Here is a 22,374-nt window from a genome sequence, read left to right on the forward strand (position 1 = left end):
TCTCGCCGATTTTAGCAGCGCTCTGCAGCGATAAATGACTAACGAAACCCGTCGAGCGATTCGACAGACTGTACGCCGGGCGGCGTGCCCCCGCCCTTATTCGTCTTCCTCCGAGTCCACATGTTCCACGAGCCGGTCCAGCCGTGCCGTCTGATGACCGTAATCGTACATAGCCGCAGCAACGATAAACAGCCGCAAAGCCCCTTCCCGTTCTTCGGCGTAACCGTCCGTAGCTTGCTTCATGAACAGATCGTTCGCCTCCACGACCGAATCCGATTTCCAGCTCTCCGGCTTCAGCTTGTCTTCGAACTTAAGCAGCACATGCTCATGGAACTTGATCAGCTTCTCCATGTGCCGGTCGTACCTTTTGTTCATATCGTCCGTCCGGTCGGCCTGGAAGAAATGCTCCTCCACTGCCTCCAGCACCTCGTAGCCTTTTTGCAGCGTATACAGCATCTGCTTGTAGACGACGAGCTGGCGCGTCTGCCGGTATTTGGCTCGCTTCAGCTTTTTGACTTCCTCTTCAATCAGCTTGTACTTGCCGCTCAGCGAATTCAGGCTGTCCGCGAGTCCCTGCTTCTGGCTGCGGAACACTTTCTCCTTCATCTCGTCGGATACCGCTGTCCGCAGCAGGAGTGACAGCTTGCCGAACACCGTATGAACCTGGTCGGTAAATTGCTCTTTTGGTTTTGGCGGTAAAAAGACGATATTGATGGCAAACGCCGATACAATTCCAATCATGCTCAGCAAAAAACGGTTCAGCGCAAATCCCCATTGCCCGGATGCATCCATCACCGCAACGACCGTGACCAGCGTCAGGCCGATCGTCTCTTCCATCTTCAGCTTGATGCACAGCATGATGACCAGGATACAGACGACCCCGATCGCGATCGGCTCCTTGGAGAAATAAGTGCCGGCCAGCATCGCGATCACGGCTCCGAGCGTATTCGTCTGCACCTGCTCCAGAAAATAGCGCCAAGACCGGTAGATCGAAGGCTGCACGGCGAAAATCGCGGCGATGGCGGCAATAACAGGGGGAGAAAACTGCAGCCATGTACTGATGTATAAGGCCAAGGTGACGGCGATTCCCGTCTTGAGCATACGTGCTCCGAATGTCATGGTAATGGCGTCTTCTCCTCCTTGTTGAATGGGCAATTGTAGTCAGGAGCCGACAACAACAAGCGTCATTCGATTCTGATAACAAGGAAATTATACATTCGGGAGAAGGACGTTTCAACAGGAGAGGCGTAAGCCTCCTGCTTTAGGACGGACTGATCTGCGACCCCACGAGAACCGCCGGGGAAGCGATCCTCTCCAGCAGCTTGTCCCCGTACACACGATCAAGCTTCAGCTCCGGCATATGAATGTAGCCAATGTAACAGTCGCAGCATTTCATCCGGCAAGCCCGTCTCTTGGACAAACCTTCCAGTCCGTCCCGGTACAGATGTCCGATCACTTGCCGGTCTTTGTAGCAGCGCTTCACGATTCCCGGCCCCTGAACATAAAAAACGCTGTGTCCCGTTTCACATGGTTTACCCATACTGTCGTAATCCGACACATTGTAGTCGAACAACGGATCGATCGCACGCAGGAAGATCAGGTCTTCGGCGGAGTAATAGTCCTTCTTGTCTTTGTACGCATTGACCCACAGGTAGACATCGTCCGGCAAAGCCCGGCGCAGCGACCGGATCGCCCCGAAGGCGCTTCGCACGCCTACCGAGCCTACGCTGAACGGAATGTTCCGGCGGTGCAGCTCCAGGCATTGAGCGAGAAAGTCCGCTTCCTTCGTCTGCCCCGGGTGATACGTAACCCAGAAGGCGGCCTTATCTCGATTAAGCTTCTCCGTCCAATCGAGCTTGGCGGACAAATTCGTCTGGATCGCCACTTTCTCTATATGATCCAGATGGGACAGCTCTGTGATCGCCTCCCGGTACCACCGGTGAATCAGCGCTTCGCCGTAAGGGTTGAAGAACACCGACAGCCGGTCGCCTTCCCCGGCCCGACCGCGTACCCAGTCGACAAACTGCATGACATGATCGCGGTCTCTGGCCAGCGTTGCCCGGGTATCGACATTTTTGCTGAACGGACAATACGGACAATCGTAGTTGCAGGAGGTCAGGCTGCCCCGGAAGTACAAGGTCGCCATCATACCAGCACGTACCCTTCCATCCGCTTCCGCACCTCCGGCGAGATGAACCAGTCGCCGATCGCGTCGGAAAAAGCCATCCCTTCGTCCGTCAGCCGGAATACGTTATGTTCGAGTACGGCCAGTCCGGCACGCAGCAGCCGTTCCAGCTCAGGGTGATCGTCCAGCGTTCGGCTCCCAAACCGGTTCTCGTAAGCCCCCAGATCCAGCCCCTCGCGATGCAGGATGGCCTTTAATATATATCTCCGCTTCTGCTCGGCCTCGGACAACAAGAACCCGTAATCCGCCGTATCGTAACGCTCCGCCGCGACGTAGTCGGCTATGATGCTTGCCGTCGCCCGGCGGCTAACCCCGTAGCGGGAAGCGTAGTGCACCGATCGGGTATAAGAGCGGGCTCCGCAGCCAAGCCCGACCATTCCTTCCTCCTGACAGCCGTAAGACAGCACCGTTTTGTCGGAAACGGCTTCGGGCTTTGCGAATCTGCGCATCGAGTACTGGGTGTAGCCTTCCGCCAGCAGTTTCTCCCTCGCCGCCCCGTAACAGGCCATCCGGATATCTTCGCCGCTGTTCCGCACATCCTCCGGCTTCACGATCGTATGGTCCCGCGTATATAAAGGATAAATAAACAGCTCCTCCGGAGCGTATTGAAGTGCACGGTCCAGCGAGTACAGCCAGGAATCGACCGTCTGGCCGGGAAGACCGTAGATCAGATCGACATTCAGGATTGAAAACTGTTCCCGCTTCAGCAGCTCCAGCGCGCGTTCCGCTTCCGCCGGGCCTTGCGGCCGGTATACGGCTGCGGCTTCCGACTCGACGAAGCTTTGAATACCCATGCTTACCCGGTCGACCTGCCGCTGCTTCAAAATTCGGAGCCGCTCCGCCGTAACTGTCTCGGGCGAAGTTTCAACAGAGATGGACGATTGCTGCGGATTCAGCCCCATCACGTTTTCGGCGATATCAAACAGCTTCTCCAGCAGACGCGGCTCCAGCAGCGTAGGCGTCCCCCCGCCGATTGCAAACCGGGCGAACGGCTTATGGCCGACGAATCGGGCCCATTGCACCGCTTGTCTGTGCAGCGCATCGACGTAAGTCTCGTGGACGTCCGCCCGTTTGTCCGGCAGCGTGAACAGATTGCAAAAGCCGCATCTCGCTCCGCAGAACGGGATATGCATATACAGAAAGAAGCTCTCCGCCGGCTCGTCCCGCCACAGCTCCCGCAAAGACCGCTTCGGTTCCAGCTCCGAGTAAGCCGTCTTATGTGGGTATGAATATAAATAAGACCGGTAAGGATCGGAGATCAGCCTCTCCTTCCAGTCGCGGATCTCATCCGGACCACCGCCTGCGCTTCCCGAGCGGGCAGCAAAAGATTCGAACAAAAGGGCCACATCCTTTCCGGGTAATGGTGCAAGCAGTCATCCATACATATAATGGAAGTTAGTAGTTGCCGGCTGTATGAAACCATTGACGCTTACAGCACGAACTCGCGGTACGGCACGTTCCAGACGACCTCGTGGGCTAGCCGGTGTCCCTCATAACCATCCTCGCCGTAAGCGGTGCCGTGGTCGGAGAAAGCGAGGCAAAAAACCGGCCTCTCCCGGCAACGCATCGCCTCGAATAGCCGGCCCAATTGCCCGTCCACATAACGAAGAGCGGCGCGCTGCGTATCTACGGAGTCTTTCTTCGCCCCCGGAACAAAGTAATGATTCGGCCCGTGAATGGCAGACACGTTGAGAAACAGAAACAGCTTCTCCTCCATCCCCGCGCGTTCCAGCAGCTTCAGGGCGTGATTGACCTGATGCTCCGTAGACCGGGAGTTCGTCACGCCGAAGGTCATGCGCCAGTAGCTTTCCTGGAAATAACCGGGCAGCACTTTGGCGAGCGGTACCTTTTTCGTGAAGAAGATCACTCCGCCGATGCAGATCGTCCGGTAGCCTTCCGCCTGCAGCCCGGAGACGATATCTGGCGTATCGAACAGCCACGTATTTGGGTGAGTGGGCAAGCCGGTATGTTTGGAGTGGAACAGCCGGATATGGTCTTTTTTGTTCGTAGTCGCCGGTGTTGGCAGAAATCCGCCGAAAAAAGCATGATGCGCCGCATAGGTAAAGCTGCCGGGGGTATGACGCTTCTCCCAGGACCCGCTTCCGCACAAATTCGGACAATGGTTCTCCTCCAGTACGGCGGCGTCGTAGCGCAGCGTATCCAGCGTAATCATTAAAATGTCGTGGCTGCCGACGATGTCATTCATGTTGATCAATACTCGTTCTTCCTCTCTGCCGGTTCGGACCGTTCCTTGCCCATTGGGGAAAACGGCGAAAATGTCTCCCCCAGCCTGCGCATCTCCCATTCGTACGGATTGCAGCCGCTGTACTCGACGCGATACAGCAAATCGCCGAAGGGATTCACATCTACTATGTAAGGTTTCTTCAATCGGCTATCGAGCAGCACATCGACCCCGGCTACCGTAGAGCCGCCAAACGCAGCCAGCGCCCGCTCCGCACAATCCTTGACCGTATCTTGTTCGCTCGAATTCAACCCCACTTCGTCCAGCGTTTTCTTTTGGCTTCGCAAATGCAGGTTCGTAATCGGAGTCGGACTGACACGGGCGATCCGATGACAAGCTTCCCCGCCTATGACGAGCTGACGGATATCGTAGGAATGACCCATGTACGCCGCTTTGGCGATCCATTGCTCGATATGTGCGCCGTGCGCCAGCAGCCAATTGATGATGGACCGGATCTCCTGGCTCCCGGTATACCGGCGCAGCTTCACCGCATTGTAATAAGCCGGAGGCCGGGTATTGTAGGATTCCACGCCGATCGTCGTAAACGCCAACTCGGCGCCTGTGACCGGATTGGTCTGATAAGCGATCACGCCGCAAGCGCCCGATCCCGCAGCCAATTTAATAAATAGGCGGTGCAGCCGGCGTTGGCTCATCATTTCGCGGAGCGTTTCGTAATCCGGCAGCTGCTCGGGGGGAGCGAGCCGTTTGGGAACGGAGACGTTCGCAGCCGTTAATACACGGTGCGTGTACCGTTTGTCGAACATGGCGGCAATATCGTCCGGGGCATTCATCCACCGTCCGTGCGGCCACAGTTCCTTCGCCCTCTTCTCCACCATCGCAAGCAGACGGCCGTAGCCGCGAAACCATTGGGACGGATGGTACAGCCGACCCCGCTGCTCTTGAATCGACAGCGCCGCCTTGACCGGCAGCGGCTGCGGGTCGTTCCATGCCCCGTAGGGCAGCAGCCGGTCGTCGGCAAGCTCGGCTGGCGCATCCGGGGCTCCGAGCGCGATGAGCTCCCGCTCCACCTCGAACAGCTCGCCAGGCGCGTCCAGGCGCAGCACCGGAGAGCGGCTGCCTCGAAGCTCCGCCAGCTCGGCCGTTTGCTCCAGCGACGTACGGCCGCGAAGCAGATCGAGATAAGGAACGACGACGGCCGGCGGCATTCCGAGTTTTCTGCGGGCCTCCTGCAATCCTTCGGTGCGCCGGTTGCCGGGATTGCCGATTAGGATCAAACGGTCCATCTTACTCGGTTAAAGCGGGGAAGCGATAGTCTTCATCGTCGTCAGCTTCCTGCTGGTCGCTCGTATTAACGTTCAGACCCGACTGTTTCCACTTCAGCATCATCTTATCGGACATAAAGTGGTAGCTAAGGTCCAGATGTTGCAGCTTTTTCACTTTATCGCTTTGCAGCAGCGCCTCCGCCCCTTTGTCCGACAGCGTGCCCATCGACAGATCGAGCGTATGCAGCTGGTCGAGAATCGGCGCTTCGGCAACCGCGATCGCGATTTCATCCTGAATCTCGCTGTCTTTCAGTCCCAGATATGTAAGCTTCGGGAATTTCCCCGGTTCGATTAACGGCAGTATCGTATCCAGCGATCCGTCGAAGCCGTAGTTGTCAACCCCTAAGTAGAGCTCAAGCTTGTTCAACTGCGGAAATGATCCGTTGCTTATGCTCGTTATGACGTCCGACCCAAGACCTCCGCAGATGATGACCAACTCCTCCAGCTTCTCGTGTCGGGCCGGATCGAGCGCCAATCCGCTGCTTCCTTTGATCGTCAGCGACGTCAGCTCCGGATAAGCGTCAAGGACCGGTCCGATATTCGATTGCATGATCCAGGACACTTCGCACTCTTCATACCCCATGTCGCCGATAAACAGTTTGCGGAGCTTCGGAAAGCGGCCATTTAAACGAACCAATGCCTCCACGATATCGCTAGAATCGTTCTCGTAAGAGCCGCCCCAATCGCCGATAATCAGACTGGTCAGACCCGCAGCTTCCGGACTGTTCGCCAATTGCTCGAGCAGTTCGGTCATTTTCACGTTTTCTTCATATTGGTCGTAATCGATCGTTAGTTTTACTTCGGACATTTGCAGTTTCCTCCCTGCTGATTATGGGTATCGTTATATATTAATACTAGTCGCAGTTATAAATCCACTACCAAATCGCCTATATTGAGGAAGATTAGTAGGACCGCGGGGCTAGGATCGGTTATTGCGGCAAGCTTGCAATCAGCGGGAATGGCTCAGCATCCATTCGTACAGCTCCGGATTCTCGTACGTCTCGGTCCAGGAATTATGTTTCGCTTCGGGATACACCGTAAAGCGTACATCAGATCCGCACGCCTGAAGCTGCTCGACCATTCGTTCGGACTCCTCGATCAGCACGATCGTATCTTGAGCCCCGTGAAACGCCCATACCGGCGTTTTGACCAAAAGCTTCGCCCGGTACGGATCTCCGCCCCCGCAAATCGGCGCGATCGCGGCGAATTTGTCCGGAAAGTCGCAGGCAAGATTCCAAGTGCCGTATCCGCCCATACTGAGTCCGGTTAGGTAGATCCGTTTGTCGTCGACGTTATAGTTGGCCGTTATTTCGTCCAGGAGCGCCATCACTCCGTCTTGCTTTTGGTGCCAATAAGCGTTTTTGGGGCATTGCGGCGATACGGCGATAAACGGGAAGGACGGATTGCGTTCCGCCAGCATCGGGATGCCGTGTATTTTTACTTTCTCGATATCGTCTCCCCGCTCGCCGGCGCCGTGCAGAAACAGGATCAGCGGCCAGCGCTCGGACGATTCGGGATCATACGATTGCGGCAAATGCAATAAATATTGAAGCTGGATCGGCTTAATTATTTGTTTTTCCAAACGGTTTACGGTTTGACTCATTTTGGTTTGCCTGCCTTTCTTCTGGAACGTTCCAGTTATCAATGTAGTTGCTTACCGTCCGGTATGAGGCTCTGCAGGCAGCGCCTTCGCCCGGAGCGTGGATGGCGGTATGCCGCTGTATTTCTTGAATTGTTTGCTGAAAAAGAAAATATCCGAATACCCCAGCGTCTCGGCCACTTGTCCGACCGTCATCGACGTCTCTGCGAGCAGATGCCTGGCGCGCTCCACACGGGTGCTCGTGATATAAGCTTTCAACGATTGTCCCGTATACCTCTTGAAAAGCCGGTTGAGATACCTTGGGGTTAGTCCGGTGAACTTTGCGATTTCGTCATAATCGATAGGCGAAGCGATGTGTTCCTTAATATATTGCTTGGTCTGAAGCAGCAGCCGCTTCTGTTTGTGCGAGATCGGGGGTTCCGCCTCCGTTTCGGGTGAACCGGCTTCACCGGCTTTGGACAATTGCAGCAGGACGAGCTTCATCAGACAATGAAACCACTCATCCCGCATCTCGCTCTCTTCTTCCTCGGCGTCCGCCTCCAGCACTTCGTTCATCCGGCTTTCAAGCGGATAGGCGTCTTCGGTATATACGTATCCCGGAGGAAGCCAGCTTGACTCCGGATCGCACGGTTCTCCGGTGCGCAGATCCGTCACGTCGAAATGAATGTAGATCACTGTAAGCCGGTCGTCCGGGTGCTGGGTCGCTTCGATCCGGTCGCCGGGTCGGAACACGAAGCAGGAGCCTTGCCGCACCGGGAAAAGCTCGCCGTTTAACCGGACGTCCCCTTTGCCGGATACGACATACCACAGGTCGTAATCGCCTAGCGGAGCCGGACGCCAGTCCCAACCCGGCTCGCACCGGGCTTTCCCCGACCTTCCTCCGCTCCCGATCCGCACTGCCGCCAGCTTGACGCTGCCCGGCGCCCGGCCCGGTTTCACTTCGCTCATAAGCGCCCCCCTTCCGCAGCAGTCCGCCTGTCGCCAGCGGCTCCACAGTTGTAATCTCGATATGCCTTACGGTACAAACCGGCAGCTTTGCAGACCATTCCCCGACTCTTGGTTCATTTATATAATGAAAGAAACCAAAGAACGGAGGAGATGCATTTGGCTACAACCGACAAGTCGCCGGAGGAAATCGCCCGGCTGCTGTACCAGTACGACAACATTGCAACCAGACTGGATTCACCGGTTACGATCGGCCCGGACGAGATCAACCTGTACCATGAGCAAGGGTACTTGGCCGTTACCCGGGTTTTGTCCGAGGATGAGACGAACCGTTCCATCCAAGCGCTGATGTCCATCCTGTTCCAGGACGCTAACGGCGCGAAAATCCAGTTCACCAAACCGGAGAACGAAATTCTCACCGCTGAGGAACGGGAGCTGTCCGTCCGGAAAATATACGAATTCGTACATGGCAACCGGACGCTGTACGAGATCGCCCATCACCCGGAGCTGCTGGCATGCGTCGAGAAGCTGCTGGGCGAGGAAGCGGTGCTGATTCAAGATATGGCGCTGCTGAAGCCGCCTCACGGCGGCGGAGAGAAGCCCTGGCATCAGGATATGGCCTACGGGCCGCTAGCCTATGACAAGGCGGTGGCAGGCGTATGGATCGCCCTGGACGAAGCCGCGCTCGACAACGGCTGCATGCATGTCATCCCGCGCTCTCATATGAACGGCGGTACGCCTCACTACGCCAAGCGGGACTGGCAAGTCTGCGACGACAACGTACAAGTGGAGCGGGATGTAGCCGTACCGCTGCCTCCCGGAGGCGTCCTGTTTTTTCACGGCCTGCTTATACATGGCACTCCGCCGAACTTCTCCATCAAACGCCGCCGGGCGCTTCAGTTTCATTACGCCGCCGCGTCCTCGGTCAAGATGTCGCCCAAAGAGTACAAGCGGATGTTTACCAACGAGCTGACCGGCGCTACCTGCTAGCCTGAGTGTTGCGGGCCTCTTCCGATGGAGCGGCCCTTCTTTCGCTTGCTCATCTGTTCACGACTGTTCACGATTCAGCGGCATGTATCTCCTCAGCACCGCATCGTCCCACACCTGCACTTCGATATACCGCTCCGGCCCGCCCTGGCCGTCCGGATTCCACTGCTGCGGCAACCCGTGCCGGGCGATGAGTTCTTCGATCTCCCGCTTCGTGTAGACGTTCTCCCTGTACGGTTTGCCGTCCTTATAACGCATCGTCGGGAATAAATCTCCGTAGGTGAAGCTGATCGAACTTTCTGCAAACACGCCTAAGGGAATGCGAATATCTCGCCCGTCTCTATACCATTCCTTGATCCATGCGCATTCTCCAACGGTCATATAGTGGGGATAAGAAAGAACCGGCATTCCGCCTTTCTGAATAAACATCGCCCTGGCCTTTGCTTCCAGCTCCCGGCGAATGTCCATATAGCCGTCCGGGCGGCGGCTGGCGAACAAGACGGAGTCTTTTCTCAGCTCCTCCATGATCAGCCGGGCCTCTGATCGGTTCAAACCGGATAAGTTCCGGAACGGTCCCCGATCAGCTTCATAATAATGATACAGATCCATTCGATTACCGTCCCTGCAAGGCTCTCTCTTTCTTGCTTATCCTGATACGAGCCCTATTGTTGGCAGTTCTTGCCTGCTGAATTCATTCGATGCAACAGGGAGCGATTCCTTCTGCGAACGTACGATCTCGAATATTTACAACAATCGGCCGGATACGGGGACGCGGGAACCGTTCTCTCGGGTCATTGCTTGTGACGGGCCGACTTGTTCTTCCGCCGGTCCGCCCATCGTACAGCTCCCCCTGCGGCCAGAAGCAGAAGCCCGAGCCCGCCGGTCGTCCACGGATACAGAATGGGAAACCATAAAGAAGGCCACACATGCAACATATTGGATCGGTAACCGAATGAAATCGGCGATGCCGATGACTGTTGAATGTACTTCACCCGAATCGGGTCGTCCGCCCGTTCGCCATACTCGAACCGCTCCTCCCGGACTTGACCGTCCGAAGCGATGGAGAGCACCCGCCATGCCAGTGACGGCACATTGAAATCTCCGATCTCCGATATACGCTGTACGAGGACGAGCTGATCGTGATCGCGGTGCCGAACGGTCAGCATTCCAAAATAACCGTGATACCGGTTCTCATCCAAAAAATAAGGCCTCACCTCAACCGGGTCGGATACGCTCCAATCGTTCTGATTGATCGTAATCCGCAGCGGCGAGCGGCTGCGGCTATCCCTACTGCGCACACCCGGCGCGGTTTCGTCCTCGATTCGAATCACTTGGTTTTCCCAAGTGTACTCCCTCGTATACCGGACCGTTTCCGAAGCGGTATTCTCCATATACCTGTAGTAGTCATCGTATGACAGCGGCTCTCGGCTTTCACCGGCTGCTTCCACCCGATTACGGACGGAGATGCGGGTTACCGGAATGGGAACGCCCCTGCCTAATATTTCGACTTTGCCCAGTTCAAGAAAATTCACATAAATCCGATCGATGTCGGCTTGCTGCCGCACCTTTCGTTCCAAAAACAACTCCTGCCCCATCAAATAAAGCGGCCAAGCCGAAAACAGCAGCAAGACGGCTCCTGCAAGGATAAGCCCTATCCCCTTCACGCCCATGTCGGTACCCGTTCCTCTCCCTGTTTGTGGTGTCCGCAGATTGCGTCCTCTGCACCTATAATCGTATCCAGCCGTTCAGGATTGTTGTAGTTCCAACTTTTGTAGAACCCGAACGCCTCATGCCTCCGTCGCAAGTGCTTGATTTTAGGAGACGATATGGTAAACTTTCCCTAAGTCGCTTATTTTCGGGGAACCTGACCTGATCCTGCTGCGACTTTCGGGCTATCATAATTGCGGCGTATAAACGCTTCTACATTCCAAATTACAGAGAAGGCGGTGGTACACATCTTGTATCGGGTAGTTGGCGTCCGATTCAAGCCGGCTGGTAAAATTTATTATTTTGACCCCGCAGGCAGCGAATTCGGGGTACACGCTAACGTAATCGTGGAAACCTCGCATGGAGTCGAATTCGGAACGGTCGTACTTCCTTCCAAAGACGTGAAGGAAAGCGATATCGTCCAACCGTTAAGGAAGATCATTCGGTCAGCGACGAGCGACGACTATGCCCGGATGAAGAGAAACAGCGTCGAGGCCGTACAGGATTTGGCCTCTTTAACCGATAGATTCAAGCAATTAAAGATGAAGCTGCTTCAGATCGAATATACGTTCGACCGCAGTAAAATGTATTTTTATTATACGGCGGAAGGCCGGGTCGATTTTCGGGAGCTGGTCAAATATTTGGTTAGCCTGTATCGGCGTACCCGGGTGGAATTAAGACAGGTGGGCGTCAGGGATGAAGCGAAGCTATTAGGAGGAATCGGGCCGTGCGGCCGTATACTGTGCTGCTCGACCTTTCTGGGCGAATTCGAGCCCGTGTCGATTAAGATGGCGAAGGATCAGAAGCTGTCTCTCAATCCTGTCAAGCTATCCGGTTTATGCGGACGATTAATGTGCTGTCTCCGCTTCGAGACCCACAACTATGAGAGCGGGAAATCCGGCTTCCCTTCCCCTGGCGGTACAATCACGACCGCTTACGGCCAAGTGAAGGTCGTTGCCGTCCATCCGGAGACGAATAAGATCGTGGTTCAATCTCCATCCAGACCGGCTCCGATCGAGCTGGATCTGGATGATCCTGAGATTAGCTGGTAACGAACAAGTAACGGGGGTTGTCCGGATCTCGCATTCGGGCAGCCCTCTTATTCATGCTTCCGGTTCGGGATAAACTCCCAAATAAGAAAAGCTTCTAAACGAAGCCTTATCCACGATGAATGACCCTGCGTAAGAGGAGGCTTTTCTTAGTAAAAAATGTTTCATTTTACCGCTTTAACGCTTTAGTAAACTTAAACATTCTTTAACGTTCAAAAAAAAACTCACAACGAAAATGTGTCGTCGGAGAGGCCGCTGCGCAAATGCTCGTATAACAATACCGTTCGTTGGAGCGGTTCGATGCCAAGCTCCTGCTTTAATTGTTTCGTAAATTTCTCATAATGACGGATCATCGACAATCTGTCGCCCATTCTGGCGTAATACCGGATCATCAGCTCGTTGATGTCGTCCAGAAACGGATTTTTGTCCGTAATCTTGCGCAGACATTCGATGGCTTGCAAATACGACTGCACTCCGGCATAATAGGCGGCCATTCGTTTCAGCAGGCTGATGTATCGCTCCCGGTATCGTTCCTGCAGCTGCATCGCCCAGAAATAGCCGTCTTCCTCCATATAATCTCCGCGGTACAAGGAGACGGCCCGCACCATTTTTGCAATCGATGCCGCATCGACCGGCTGCTCGCCTTCGCATACTTTGGAAAACTCGGCCGCATCGCAACCGATGCTCGACACGTCGAGCCGGTATCCGTTCTGCTCCGACTGCAGCAGCCGCTCGAGCCCCATGGCGCTCAGCTTTTTCCGAAGCGTGTAGATGCAAGTATACAAATACGCCCGGGACTGATCGATATGATCCTGCCCCCACAGCGCATCGAGTATTTTCTCCTTCTGGACCCACTCGTTGCCATTATGGACCAGAAGCGCCGCCAGCTCGCGCTCTTTGGTCGTACGCCACTTGACGGCTCCGCCCGGCTCGTTGTCCCGGAGCCAATCGAATCGGCCGAAGCAGCGGATGCCTTCGCCTGCTCCGCCGCTTTTCACCGCGGGACCGGCCGATTGGCGCCGTCTGGCCGAAAGTTTCGCTAGCGTGGCGCCGATCCGGTCAGGGGAGGCGGGCTTCAGCACGTAATCGACCGCATGGCGTTCGAAGGCTTCAAGCGCATATTGATGATAGGCGGTTACAAACACGATGTCGGTCGAGGGACTGATTTCCACAATATGGCCGGAAAACTCCAGACCGTTAATGACAGGCATCTCGATATCCAGAAAGACGACGTCGATCGGCTCCGATCCGAGCTGCTCCAGCGCATCCATCGGATTCGTGTACGCGCCCGCCAGCTCGACGCTTCCGCTGCCGGTCAGAAGTCTCTTCATCCAGTCCAGTGCCGGCAGCTCGTCGTCGATAATGATCGTTCTCAGCATGCTTTCCCCTCCACGCATTCACTTGCAAGACTGCCGCCCGTCTGCCCCGCCGGACGGCGTCTAATCCGGCCCAATTAAATCTCGATGTCGACTACGATGCTGTCCACTCTGCCGATTTCACGGATATAGGCCGCCACTTCCTGATGAAGCGGATGAGGCCCGTAGTTTTCGAGAGCGGCACGGTTTTCGAAGCGTACGGTTAGCGCCAGCTGGTAGCCCTGATGTTTGCCGGTGAAGCTGATGCCGGCCTGGATATCGGCAATTCCCGGCAGCTTCCCTTGGAGCGCCTTGAACCGGGTTACGACTTCTTCCAGCTGCTCCCGGGAGGTTGATTCTCCGAATTTGACTAAGACGATATGATCGATCATGATAGGGTCCACCTTCCTGAATTTAGCCATATTCCAATATACCATTTGTTCGTCTGTTAAACCAACCCCGCTCCTTGGTTTTACACGGTATAACAGCGGTCGTCCTGGTACAGTCGTTCTATTTTGGCGTCAGGGAATACCCGTTCGATATACAGGCAGACGGGCAAATAAATCATCGGTTTCCCTGTTGCGAATCTCGCCTCGCTGGCTCCGTGCTCCCGGATCAGCAGCTCGCAGATGACCCGCGCGCTTCGCACGTCGTCCCGGACATAGCTCTCCACCTTCTGCTGCAGATAGGGCGGCAAGCTCTGCACCGAAATGGCGGAAGCTGCGGATACCGGCTCCGCCTGCTGCCCGGGCTGCTCCGGCTCTTCCTCCGGCTCCTCGAACCAGCTGAACAGATCGTCGACCTTCTCTTTCTCCTTCTCTTCCCGGCGGGACGTGCCGGTCCCGGAAGGAGGCGCCCCTTGCGGCAGCGGCGGCAATATTTTCGGTTTCAGTCCTTCGGACCTCAACTGGCGAAGTTTCCGGATGTGCCTTTCCAGTAAAGGCAGCCCAAGCTTCTGATGCATCCGGATCTCTTCGGGAAGCGAAGCCGGCGGGTTGGCCAGCAATTCCGGTTCGGGCTTCCAGCCGCTTCGGAGCTTGATCAGGATCTCATCCAGCTCATAGTCGATCGCATCGAAGCCTTGCTTAATAGCCGACACGATGGAAGCGTCGATACCGAGATGCTCCTTCAGATGCTCGATCCCGAACTTTTTCTCTTCGCCCGTGACCTTATGGGTTACATGATGCTGGTATCTCAAGGGCCTCCCGCACTCGCAGCGCAAATCCGGAGTAACGGCTCCCGCATCGATATAGCCGGTATACAGCCAATCGTCCAGCAGCACTTCGATCGTTTCCGGGTCCGCATGCTCGGGGATATGATACCCTTTCTCCCTGGCCATCGCATTGGCAAATACGGTACGGCGGCTGCGGACCATCTGCTCCGACAAATAATGCCGCTGCTCCGCATTTAATTCCGCCAATAACATTTCTCTGTCCTGAACGGATAAAATCATCCGCAATCCCTCCTTGCGTCCAGCTTCTATTGTACTTGATCCGCCGGTCGGTTTTCGACGTTTTTTTTACAAGCTGCCCAAACGCAGCGTCTCCTCCTCGATCCGCCCCGGCTCGATCCGCTCGAACAAATGACCGAGATCGCGTATCGTCCGTCCGGCCGGAACGGTCACCGGTTCCCAGCTCGGCAGCTCCAGCGACAGAAACGTTCGAATCCGGTCGCACGAGAAAGGTAAAAAAGGCTGCAGGACGTTTGCCAAATTCGCAATGATAAAGACGCAGGTGAGTATCGTATCGTTACAGCCGGACCTGTTTTCTTTCCACTCGGCCCAGGGCTTTCGCTCGTCATAATATTTGTTGGCGGCGCGGACCGTTGCGAATATGGTTTCCAGAGCTTCTTTCAGGTTCCCGCTGCCGATCCGCTCCCCGGCCTCCCGGTATAACGACTCGATCCGGCCGGACCAGTCTGCCGGAACTTGGCCTGCAGGAACGGTCCCCTCCATCAATTTCGCTATGAAAGCAAGCGTCCGGTTGACGAAATTGCCGAAAGCGCCCAGCAGCTCGCCGTTATGGCTGTGGATAAACTCCCTCCACGAAAAATCCGAATCGCGCTTCTCCGGCCCGTTGGCAAGGAGGAAGTACCGGATGGAGTCCGGGTGATAGCGGCTCAGCAGGTAAGGAACCCAGACGGCCCAGCCGCGGCTGGTCGAAAACTTTTTCCCTTCAAGGGTCATATATTCGCAGGAAACGATCCGATCGGGCAGATGAAGCCCGCCGGCTCCGAGCAGCAGCGCCGGCCAGATGATCGTATGAAACGGCACGTTGTCTTTGCCGTGGACGTAATAGGCGGTAATCTCTTCCCCGCCGTCCGCCCAGAACGATTCCCAATCGCCGCCCGTCTCGGCTGCCCACTGCTTGCTCGCCGACAAATAACCGCATACCGCTTCGATCCATACATACATTTTCTTCCCCTTGTACCCGTCCAGCGGCACGTCGACGCCCCAGTCGAGATCCCGAGTCACCGCCCGGTCGCGAAGCCCTTCCTTCAAGTAACGCTGCGTCAGCTGCACCGCGTTGTCCTTCCAGCCTTGGGCACATTCCGCATAACGGGCCAGCGCTTCCTGGAACCGGGAAAGAGCGAGATAATAATGCTCGGTCTCCCGCTCTATCGGCGGATTTCCGCACAATTTGCACGTTTTGCCGATCAGATCGGCAGGATCGAGGATCGTGGAGCACGCTTCGCATTGATCGCCGCGCGCACGCTGCCCGCATACCGGACATTCCCCCTCCACGTAACGGTCCGGCAGAAACCTTTCGTCGGTCTCGCAATACGTCTGCGACACGGTCTTTTTGTACAGATGCCCGTTCTCCAGCAGTTTCAGGAACAGCTCCTGGACGACCTGATGATGAAAGCGATCGTCGGTCCGGGTATAGAGATCGTACGTAAATCCGAGCCGCTCGAAGCAATCGAGAAATTCGCGGTGATACCGGTCTGCGATCCGGTCCGGAGTGACACCTTCCTGATTCGCTTGCACGGCGACCGGCGTACCGTGACAGTCGCTTCCCGATACATAGAGCACCCGCTCCCCTTTCGCCCGATAATACCTTGCCAGCACATCCCCGGGCAATAAACTCGCCAGCCGGCCGAGATGCAGCGAACCGTTGGCATAAGGCCATGCGCCCCCGATAAAAATAGAAGCCATGCTGATAACCTCCTTTTTTGTGTAAAAACGACAAAAAACTCTCATCCCCAAAGGGACGAGAGTTCGACTCACGCGTTACCACCCAATTTTATTAATGCCTTGCGGCATAAACCTCTTCGGGTACGACGCATACGGAGAGCGTGTATACCCTAGCACAGTAACGGGTGCAGGATCCGGCGCAGCCTACAGCCCGTCAAGGCTTCGATGCGCAGCTCTGAGACCATATTCCCGGACGTATTCTTTGCTCCTTCTCAGCAACCGGAGCTCTCTGTATAAGACGTTCGCCAGGTACTCTTTCTCTTCATAGCTTTGTTTGAATATTCAATTTATTGGGATTATACGGAAAGTTCTCGCTGCTGTCAACTCCATCCCTAAAAACGCCTAGATCCGTGATCAACGAGGGGCCTCAAAACCTTAGTTACAAAAGGAGCGACAGCCGAATCGGTCAAATGTACAAAACCATCCCGTCGTAGGCGACTGTGATACCGTGCGGTTCAAAGGCGGCGGCAAAATCTTCATGGAGCATGTGGGCGTTATGGGAGAAGTGGGTCACTGCGACTTGCGCGTCCGGCTTCAAAACGCCGTTGCCAGCCAGCCACTCCTTCGTCTCCACCGTGCAGTCGATATCCATATGGTTGTTCCGGCACGGCTTGCGGCCCGTCGTACACTCGAGAATAGCCAGATCCAGCTTCTTGTCCTTGAGCCAGTTCAACGTCGCATCCGGAAACCAGCCGCTGTCGTGTCCGTACAAGATCGTCTTGCCGTCCTTCTCGATGTAATACAGCAAACAAGTTTCAGTCTTGTCGTGATCTGCCAGCAGCGGGACGATCACTGCCGTTTGCGTCCGCACCGGAACGAAAGGCTGGACGATGTGGAAAACGAATTTTTGCTGCGCCGTTCCGACTACGTCGATACATTTGCCGATCGGACGGTCGTGACCGTAGACGTGAATCGGCCGGTCCTCCGATTGAGCGAAGCCCGGCAGCCGCATATACAGATCTTCCGGCAGCAGGTGATCGGAATGCGAATGGGTAATGACGAGATCTTGTACCGTCTCCAGATCGAGCCCGTCCCGGATCATATGGAAGTACGTATCCGGAGGAAAGTCGATCTTGAGCACATCATCGATCATCACGGACGTGCGGGTCCGAATATTTTTGCCGCCTCTTTGCTTCGCCTGCCTGCACGTCTCGCACCGGCAAAACAAAGAAGGAATGCCCTCGGCCGCCGCCGTTCCCAAAAAGTGAATTTTCATCTGATTTCGCTCCTCCTGTTATGGCCTGATTCGCTCATCTGGTCGAGCCGTAACCGGTCCCTACGTTCGGCTGAGCACCGCGGTACCTCTCGTCCCAATCGATGATTCTTATTCATTCCACCTTACCGAACCAAACTCCTCCTGCGCGGTTATGAGGAAGATATCGATAGCACATCATGAACCGTTTGGCACAAACAAACATTGTGTGCGTACCGAAGGCGGAAAGCCGTTCCCCCTCCGGGAGGAAACGGCTTCTGCTTCGCGATTATACGTTCAATTGCTCTAAAGTTCCCGAAACGCCGATACGTATGCGACGGTTCATTCCTTCACTGAACCATTCGCCGGCGCCGGAAGTCCCCTGTACGAATCGCATTCCTCTTGCGCTCATCTCCAGCGCTACTTCGAGAATTCGCTTGTCCGGGGCAGAGCTCGCCACGTTGCGGCCGGATTCCGGTTCGGGCAGCTCCAGCAGCAGGCTTCTGATCGCTTCATATCCATCCTGACATACAGCGAATTCCAAGGCGGAGCGCTTCACAGTAAAAAAAGCCGCGTAAAATTCCAGAGGATAGTACAGTTTATAAAACGCATGGCGAATGGCGGACATCACGTAAGACACCGCATGAGCTTTCGGGAACAGATAGCCGATCTTCCGGCAGGAATCGATGTACCATTCCGGAACGTTTTTCGCACGCATCTGTGCGGCTTCCGCCTCTTCGATCCCTTTCCCTTTCCGCACGTTTTCCATGATCTTGAATGCGGCTTCGCCCTCCAACCCATAGGCGATTAGTGTTAGCATCACGTCATCCCGGCAAGCGATCGCGGTTTGCAGCGAACAGGTTCCTGTCCGGATCAGCTCTTGGGCGTTTCTTTCCCATACTCCTGTTCCGTGCGTCAGTCCCGATATCTGGAGCAGCTCCGAGAAAGAATCCGGCTTCGTCAGTTCGAGGATCTTACGGACGGCAGGCGTCCCCATCTCGGGCAACCCGTATGTAGCGACCGGAGAAAGGAGCTGCTCAGGGGTTACGCCAAGCTCTGCCGTAGAGCGGAACATACTTAATACACGCCTGTCATTCATTGGGATCGTCTCCGGATCGATGCCTGTAGAGGTGTGAAGCAGCCTCATCACGGACGGGCCGTCGTGACCCATTATATCGAATTTGTGTACCGTATGATCCAGTAACCGGTAATCGAAATACGACTTGCTCCATCCCGGCCTGCTGTCGCTTGAGGCGTCCCGGACGGGTGTAAAATCTTCGGCGGCCATCCCGTCCGGAATAAGCAGAAGCCCTGACGGATGCGGGGTTCCGTCGCTTCTTCCCGCCAGGAGGACGTTATTCTCTCCAAGCAGCTCTCTTACCCCGGACTGCGCCTGCGTCTGATACTCGCCGGCTACGTTCAGATCGATATCGGGCACTTTATTGCCGTGAAGTCCGAGGAACGTCTCGTACGGAATGTCGTGTCCGTCGCCCCGCATTCCACCCCCGCACCGGGAGCAGAACCGGTCCGGTCCGTCAAAGCCGCTTCGCGCTTCCTCTGCCGGAATCCACTCGATCTGTTGGCATGTTCCGCACAAAGCGTGGGGAGGCAGCGGGTTCGTGTCCGTAATCCCAAGAAAATGTGCGACAAGGGACGACCCGACGGAGCCGCGCGGGAGAACCGGGTACCCGTCACGCTTGGACCGGTTCACAACACTCCGCGCTATCAGATAAATCGAAGCAAATCCGAATTTGCAGATGGAAAACAGCTCCTTGTCCAGCCGGTTCTGAATCGGTTCCGGGATCAAATGGCCGTACCGGGCCTGGGCTGCTTCGTAGCTTAGCGTACGTATATGCTGGTCTTCGTCCTCCAGTCTAGGCAGGAACAACTCTTGGGGGATCAGCTCGAAGGTTTCGAACCGGGCGGCCAGTTCCCTCGTATTGCGAACGACGACAGCGTAGGCTTTCTCCGCACCCAGGTAGCCGAACTCGCGGATCATTTCGGAGGTCTGGAGGTGGTGTGAATCCTCTTCCTGATGCACTGTCACCGGCTGATCTACGGCGATTACAGCTTGTCCGGACCGCTCTCCGTAGTCGCAGACGCTGCGGACAACTTCCTCCCATTGCTGGCGGGAATAGAATCGGCCGTTCGGGTCTCCGAGATCAGAGTGCCAAGCTCCGATCGTCAAAACGTCGAAGCAACGGGCCAGCTCCTCCGCTTCTGCTTGCGTTCCTCGATGGATGGCTTCCAGAAGTTCCGCATCGTCCGGATCGCTTACCAAGAGAAGATCTCCCCGATCAGCTTGAAGCGAGTCCGACGATATGGCCAGCCCCGAATCGTCATGAAAACCTTTCGAGAGCGAGATCAGCTTATACAAGCATCTCTTGCCTCTCCCGTTTCTAGCGTAGATGCAGCAGCGAACGGTGCGTCCCGATCCGGTCCCCAGCGCCGCACGGATTCCGAATATCGGCTTAATGCCGGAAGATTTCGCGGCTTTTTCCGCTTCGATAAAGGCGTGGATTCCGTCATAGCCGACCAGTCCGATTGAACTCTGTCCGCGGAGCGTTGCTTGTTCTATCGTTCTTTGCGCCACTCTTGACAGAGCTGCCGATTCTCCTTCCAGGGCGCATCTTACGTGAAACTCGACACGCTCCATATCAGCCTGAGTGTTCGCTTCCCTATCATTGCTGTTCATGTTCGGGTTCCGATTATCCATCATCCTGCCTACCTCCACCAATAGGATTCTATTCTATAACCCAAAGTGCGGGATTATATTTGAGTTGAATGTCAACTCAACATTTTGAGCGTAAAAATACGCCGTTCCAACAATTCCCATGCTATCACATGTTGAATTCTGAGTCAACAACATCACAGGCGATTTGCAACCGGTCCATTTTTTTGAGAAGATCGTTTTTTTATGTATCTGCTCATCGGCCTAACCGGCAGCAATATCCGATAGTTGCTTGCTTCTTTCCGGTGGATTAGCAGACGCTACACAATCGGCACGAAAACGAGCCTTTTTTCATTAAAATCGCACGTCTTCTCTCCGCAAAACTTGACTCTGTTTTTCGTGTTCGATATGCTATTTTTCATCGGGTACCTCACTTGGCCTTGTAATGGCAATAGCGACTGTGGTTTTCGTTACGGAAGGATGCGGTGGTATGAAAAGTCCAACCAACTGGAGCGACAGGTTCAGGCTGTTTTTTTTGAACAACCGGTTCGTCCTGGTTCTGCTCGTTCTGTTGCTCATCGGATTAAACATTATGGTGTTTACGAAAGTCTCTTTTATTTTTCTTCCTTTCATCGCGCTGATCAAGTCGGTGCTGCTTCCGCTTCTGCTTACCGGCGTCGTCTTTTACTTATTGAACCCGATCGTCGATTATATGGAAAGCAAAAAAGTGAAGCGGGTATATTCGATCCTCGTCCTGTATTTGCTTATTATCGGGATCATCACTCTCTTATTCGTTATCGTCGTTCCGTTCATCCGCGGACAAGTCGAAAGCTTGATTCAGAACGTTCCGAGATACAGCAGAGAAGTGCAGGCCCAATTCGAACGGCTCATCGGCAGCGGGTATTTCTCACAAATCCAGCAGTCGATCAACTTTGATGCCGTAAGTTATATCGAGAAAATTACGGGCCGGTTGACCGCAATCGTCAATAACGCTTGGACGAGCATCGGCGCCTTTGTAGGCGCAGTAACGGAAGTGATTCTCGCTATCGTGACGGTTCCGTTTATTCTGTTTTATTTATTGAAGGACGGAAAGCAGCTGCCGCCGTTTATCCTTAAGTTCGTACCGACCTCCCTGCGCGGTCAGACGTACACGGTGATGACCGAGATGAACAGTCAGATCAGTTCCTATATCCGGGGCCAGATCATTGTCAGCTTCTGCATCGGCGTGCTGCTTTATATTGGTTACCTCATTATCGGCCTGGACTATTCGCTCGTCCTCGCCATCTTCGCCGCTTCGACCAGTATCGTTCCGTATCTGGGACCGGCGATCGCGATTACGCCCGCTCTGATCATAGCGATCGTGACCTCGCCTATTATGCTGCTCAAGATGATCGTCGTATGGACGATCGTGCAACTGATCGAAGGTAAATTTATATCGCCGCAAATTATGGGGAAAAACTTGCACATCCATCCAATTACGATTATTTTCGTCATTTTGACCGCCGGCAAACTGTTTGGAATATTGGGAATCATTCTCGCCGTTCCGGGCTATGCCGTTCTGAAAGTAATCGTCACCCACCTGTTCCACTGGTTCCAAAACCGCTCCAGTCTGTACGAGCAGCCTGCGGAACAACCGCTTGACCGGACGTGAAGAAGGAGCTGCCTCCAAGTCGTTTTGCGATTTTTTGAGCCTCGCTCAAAACCGCTTTTCCTTGAGAAATCGAGTAGGCCCATGCACAGTTGCATGGGCCTCTCACAGATCCGGACGTGCGGGTCATCGCATCCGGCTCCTCCAAGAATATCCCCTTTGGGGGTGATGTTCATTGTAAAGCTCAAGTAGACTGCATAGACCCATTTCCTCAAACCACTTGTTTGGCATCGCGAACTGAGCATAGGTTGAATGTGAACTCCTCCACGCCCTCATACGTAGACCAGGCATATCACTGTTATCCCAACCTCGGCGCC

19 protein-coding genes and 1 other annotated feature are annotated in these 22,374 nt (G+C 55.0%); of the genes, 3 read left to right on the forward strand and 16 right to left on the reverse strand.

Annotated elements, in window-relative coordinates; genetic code table 11:
• Nucleotides 1-96 precede the first annotated feature (96 nt).
• The 8 genes from AC3Y2E_RS30425 to AC3Y2E_RS30460 all read right to left on the reverse strand — a co-directional run bounded on the left by AC3Y2E_RS30425 (nt 97) and on the right by AC3Y2E_RS30460 (nt 8,258).
• Nucleotides 97-1,119 carry an FUSC family protein gene (locus AC3Y2E_RS30425; protein ID WP_379217068.1) on the reverse strand — a complete coding sequence of 341 codons (1,023 nt, stop codon included), beginning with the start codon at nt 1,117-1,119 and terminating at the stop codon, nt 97-99.
• Between the two features lie 142 nt (nt 1,120-1,261).
• The gene (locus AC3Y2E_RS30430; RefSeq protein ID WP_379217069.1) at nt 1,262-2,149 is read right to left on the reverse strand and encodes an STM4011 family radical SAM protein; all 888 of its coding nucleotides are present in this window, start codon (nt 2,147-2,149) and stop codon (nt 1,262-1,264) included.
• Nucleotides 2,146-3,522, reverse strand: coding sequence for an STM4012 family radical SAM protein (locus AC3Y2E_RS30435; protein WP_379217070.1), 1,377 nt, complete (start codon nt 3,520-3,522; stop codon nt 2,146-2,148). Before AC3Y2E_RS30435 ends, AC3Y2E_RS30430 begins: the two co-directional genes overlap by 4 nt.
• Before the next feature lie 92 nt (nt 3,523-3,614).
• The gene (locus AC3Y2E_RS30440) at nt 3,615-4,400 is read right to left on the reverse strand and encodes an STM4013/SEN3800 family hydrolase (protein WP_190928516.1); all 786 of its coding nucleotides are present in this window, start codon (nt 4,398-4,400) and stop codon (nt 3,615-3,617) included.
• Nucleotides 4,397-5,671 (reverse strand): STM4014 family protein, encoded by a 1,275-nt coding sequence (locus AC3Y2E_RS30445; protein ID WP_379217071.1) that lies wholly within the window; start codon nt 5,669-5,671, stop codon nt 4,397-4,399. The genes AC3Y2E_RS30440 and AC3Y2E_RS30445 overlap by 4 nt, the downstream gene beginning before the upstream one ends.
• Nucleotide 5,672: 1 nt before the next feature.
• On the reverse strand, nt 5,673-6,518 hold the full coding sequence (locus AC3Y2E_RS30450; RefSeq protein ID WP_379217072.1) for an STM4015 family protein: 846 nt from the start codon (nt 6,516-6,518) through the stop codon (nt 5,673-5,675).
• 141 nt (nt 6,519-6,659) lie between these two features.
• A complete protein-coding gene (locus AC3Y2E_RS30455) occupies nt 6,660-7,313 on the reverse strand; it encodes a carboxylesterase family protein (RefSeq protein ID WP_379217073.1) in 654 nt (217 codons plus the stop codon).
• A gap of 51 nt (nt 7,314-7,364) precedes the next feature.
• The gene (locus AC3Y2E_RS30460; protein ID WP_379217074.1) at nt 7,365-8,258 is read right to left on the reverse strand and encodes an AraC family transcriptional regulator; all 894 of its coding nucleotides are present in this window, start codon (nt 8,256-8,258) and stop codon (nt 7,365-7,367) included.
• A gap of 156 nt (nt 8,259-8,414) precedes the next feature.
• On the opposite strand from AC3Y2E_RS30460, the gene AC3Y2E_RS30465 reads away from it, so the two are divergent.
• On the forward strand, nt 8,415-9,245 hold the full coding sequence (locus AC3Y2E_RS30465; RefSeq protein WP_379217075.1) for a phytanoyl-CoA dioxygenase family protein: 831 nt from the start codon (nt 8,415-8,417) through the stop codon (nt 9,243-9,245).
• A gap of 57 nt (nt 9,246-9,302) precedes the next feature.
• Here the strand turns inward: AC3Y2E_RS30465 and AC3Y2E_RS30470 are convergent, their stop codons facing one another.
• Nucleotides 9,303-9,851 carry a hypothetical protein gene (locus tag AC3Y2E_RS30470; protein ID WP_379217076.1) on the reverse strand — a complete coding sequence of 183 codons (549 nt, stop codon included), beginning with the start codon at nt 9,849-9,851 and terminating at the stop codon, nt 9,303-9,305.
• Nucleotides 9,852-10,033: 182 nt separating this feature from the next.
• The gene (locus tag AC3Y2E_RS30475; protein ID WP_379217077.1) at nt 10,034-10,870 is read right to left on the reverse strand and encodes a hypothetical protein; all 837 of its coding nucleotides are present in this window, start codon (nt 10,868-10,870) and stop codon (nt 10,034-10,036) included.
• A gap of 330 nt (nt 10,871-11,200) precedes the next feature.
• On the opposite strand from AC3Y2E_RS30475, the gene AC3Y2E_RS30480 reads away from it, so the two are divergent.
• Entirely contained in the window at nt 11,201-12,001 is an 801-nt protein-coding gene (locus AC3Y2E_RS30480; RefSeq protein WP_379217078.1) for a PSP1 domain-containing protein, read from the forward strand.
• Between the two features lie 221 nt (nt 12,002-12,222).
• Here AC3Y2E_RS30480 and AC3Y2E_RS30485 read toward each other — a convergent pair whose 3' ends face one another.
• The 6 genes from AC3Y2E_RS30485 to AC3Y2E_RS30510 all read right to left on the reverse strand — a co-directional run bounded on the left by AC3Y2E_RS30485 (nt 12,223) and on the right by AC3Y2E_RS30510 (nt 20,457).
• On the reverse strand, nt 12,223-13,377 hold the full coding sequence (locus tag AC3Y2E_RS30485) for a response regulator (RefSeq protein WP_379217079.1): 1,155 nt from the start codon (nt 13,375-13,377) through the stop codon (nt 12,223-12,225).
• A 74-nt stretch (nt 13,378-13,451) separates the two neighbouring features.
• Nucleotides 13,452-13,745 (reverse strand): Dabb family protein, encoded by a 294-nt coding sequence (locus tag AC3Y2E_RS30490; RefSeq protein WP_379217080.1) that lies wholly within the window; start codon nt 13,743-13,745, stop codon nt 13,452-13,454.
• 80 nt (nt 13,746-13,825) lie between these two features.
• Nucleotides 13,826-14,806, reverse strand: a complete 981-nt coding sequence (locus AC3Y2E_RS30495; RefSeq protein ID WP_379217081.1) for a DUF3895 domain-containing protein — start codon at nt 14,804-14,806, stop codon at nt 13,826-13,828.
• A gap of 66 nt (nt 14,807-14,872) precedes the next feature.
• Nucleotides 14,873-16,507, reverse strand: coding sequence for a methionine--tRNA ligase (metG, locus tag AC3Y2E_RS30500; RefSeq protein WP_379217082.1), 1,635 nt, complete (start codon nt 16,505-16,507; stop codon nt 14,873-14,875).
• Between the two features lie 48 nt (nt 16,508-16,555).
• Nucleotides 16,556-16,821, reverse strand: a binding site (T-box leader).
• Nucleotides 16,822-16,952: 131 nt separating this feature from the next.
• Nucleotides 16,953-17,762 carry an MBL fold metallo-hydrolase gene (locus AC3Y2E_RS30505; RefSeq protein WP_379217083.1) on the reverse strand — a complete coding sequence of 270 codons (810 nt, stop codon included), beginning with the start codon at nt 17,760-17,762 and terminating at the stop codon, nt 16,953-16,955.
• Nucleotides 17,763-18,027: 265 nt separating this feature from the next.
• Nucleotides 18,028-20,457 (reverse strand): hypothetical protein, encoded by a 2,430-nt coding sequence (locus AC3Y2E_RS30510; RefSeq protein ID WP_379217084.1) that lies wholly within the window; start codon nt 20,455-20,457, stop codon nt 18,028-18,030.
• Nucleotides 20,458-20,899: 442 nt separating this feature from the next.
• Between AC3Y2E_RS30510 and AC3Y2E_RS30515 the strand changes: the two genes are divergently transcribed.
• Nucleotides 20,900-22,060, forward strand: coding sequence for an AI-2E family transporter (locus AC3Y2E_RS30515; RefSeq protein WP_379217085.1), 1,161 nt, complete (start codon nt 20,900-20,902; stop codon nt 22,058-22,060).
• Nucleotides 22,061-22,374: the final 314 nt, after the last annotated feature.

This window comes from Paenibacillus sp. MAH-35 (genome assembly GCF_058135425.1).

Coding starts and splice junctions, on each gene's coding strand:
- AC3Y2E_RS30460 (WP_379217074.1), bottom strand. CDS start 8,258: ATGAGCGAAGTGAAACCGGGCCGGGCGCCGGGCAGCGTCAAGCTGGCG.
- AC3Y2E_RS30425 (WP_379217068.1), bottom strand. CDS start 1,119: ATGACATTCGGAGCACGTATGCTCAAGACGGGAATCGCCGTCACCTTG.
- AC3Y2E_RS30450 (WP_379217072.1), bottom strand. CDS start 6,518: ATGTCCGAAGTAAAACTAACGATCGATTACGACCAATATGAAGAAAAC.
- metG (WP_379217082.1), bottom strand. CDS start 16,507: ATGGCTTCTATTTTTATCGGGGGCGCATGGCCTTATGCCAACGGTTCG.
- AC3Y2E_RS30430 (WP_379217069.1), bottom strand. CDS start 2,149: ATGATGGCGACCTTGTACTTCCGGGGCAGCCTGACCTCCTGCAACTAC.
- AC3Y2E_RS30515 (WP_379217085.1), top strand. CDS start 20,900: ATGAAAAGTCCAACCAACTGGAGCGACAGGTTCAGGCTGTTTTTTTTG.
- AC3Y2E_RS30490 (WP_379217080.1), bottom strand. CDS start 13,745: ATGATCGATCATATCGTCTTAGTCAAATTCGGAGAATCAACCTCCCGG.
- AC3Y2E_RS30455 (WP_379217073.1), bottom strand. CDS start 7,313: ATGAGTCAAACCGTAAACCGTTTGGAAAAACAAATAATTAAGCCGATC.
- AC3Y2E_RS30495 (WP_379217081.1), bottom strand. CDS start 14,806: ATGATTTTATCCGTTCAGGACAGAGAAATGTTATTGGCGGAATTAAAT.
- AC3Y2E_RS30445 (WP_379217071.1), bottom strand. CDS start 5,671: ATGGACCGTTTGATCCTAATCGGCAATCCCGGCAACCGGCGCACCGAA.
- AC3Y2E_RS30485 (WP_379217079.1), bottom strand. CDS start 13,377: ATGCTGAGAACGATCATTATCGACGACGAGCTGCCGGCACTGGACTGG.
- AC3Y2E_RS30505 (WP_379217083.1), bottom strand. CDS start 17,762: ATGAAAATTCACTTTTTGGGAACGGCGGCGGCCGAGGGCATTCCTTCT.
- AC3Y2E_RS30470 (WP_379217076.1), bottom strand. CDS start 9,851: ATGGATCTGTATCATTATTATGAAGCTGATCGGGGACCGTTCCGGAAC.
- AC3Y2E_RS30510 (WP_379217084.1), bottom strand. CDS start 20,457: ATGATGGATAATCGGAACCCGAACATGAACAGCAATGATAGGGAAGCG.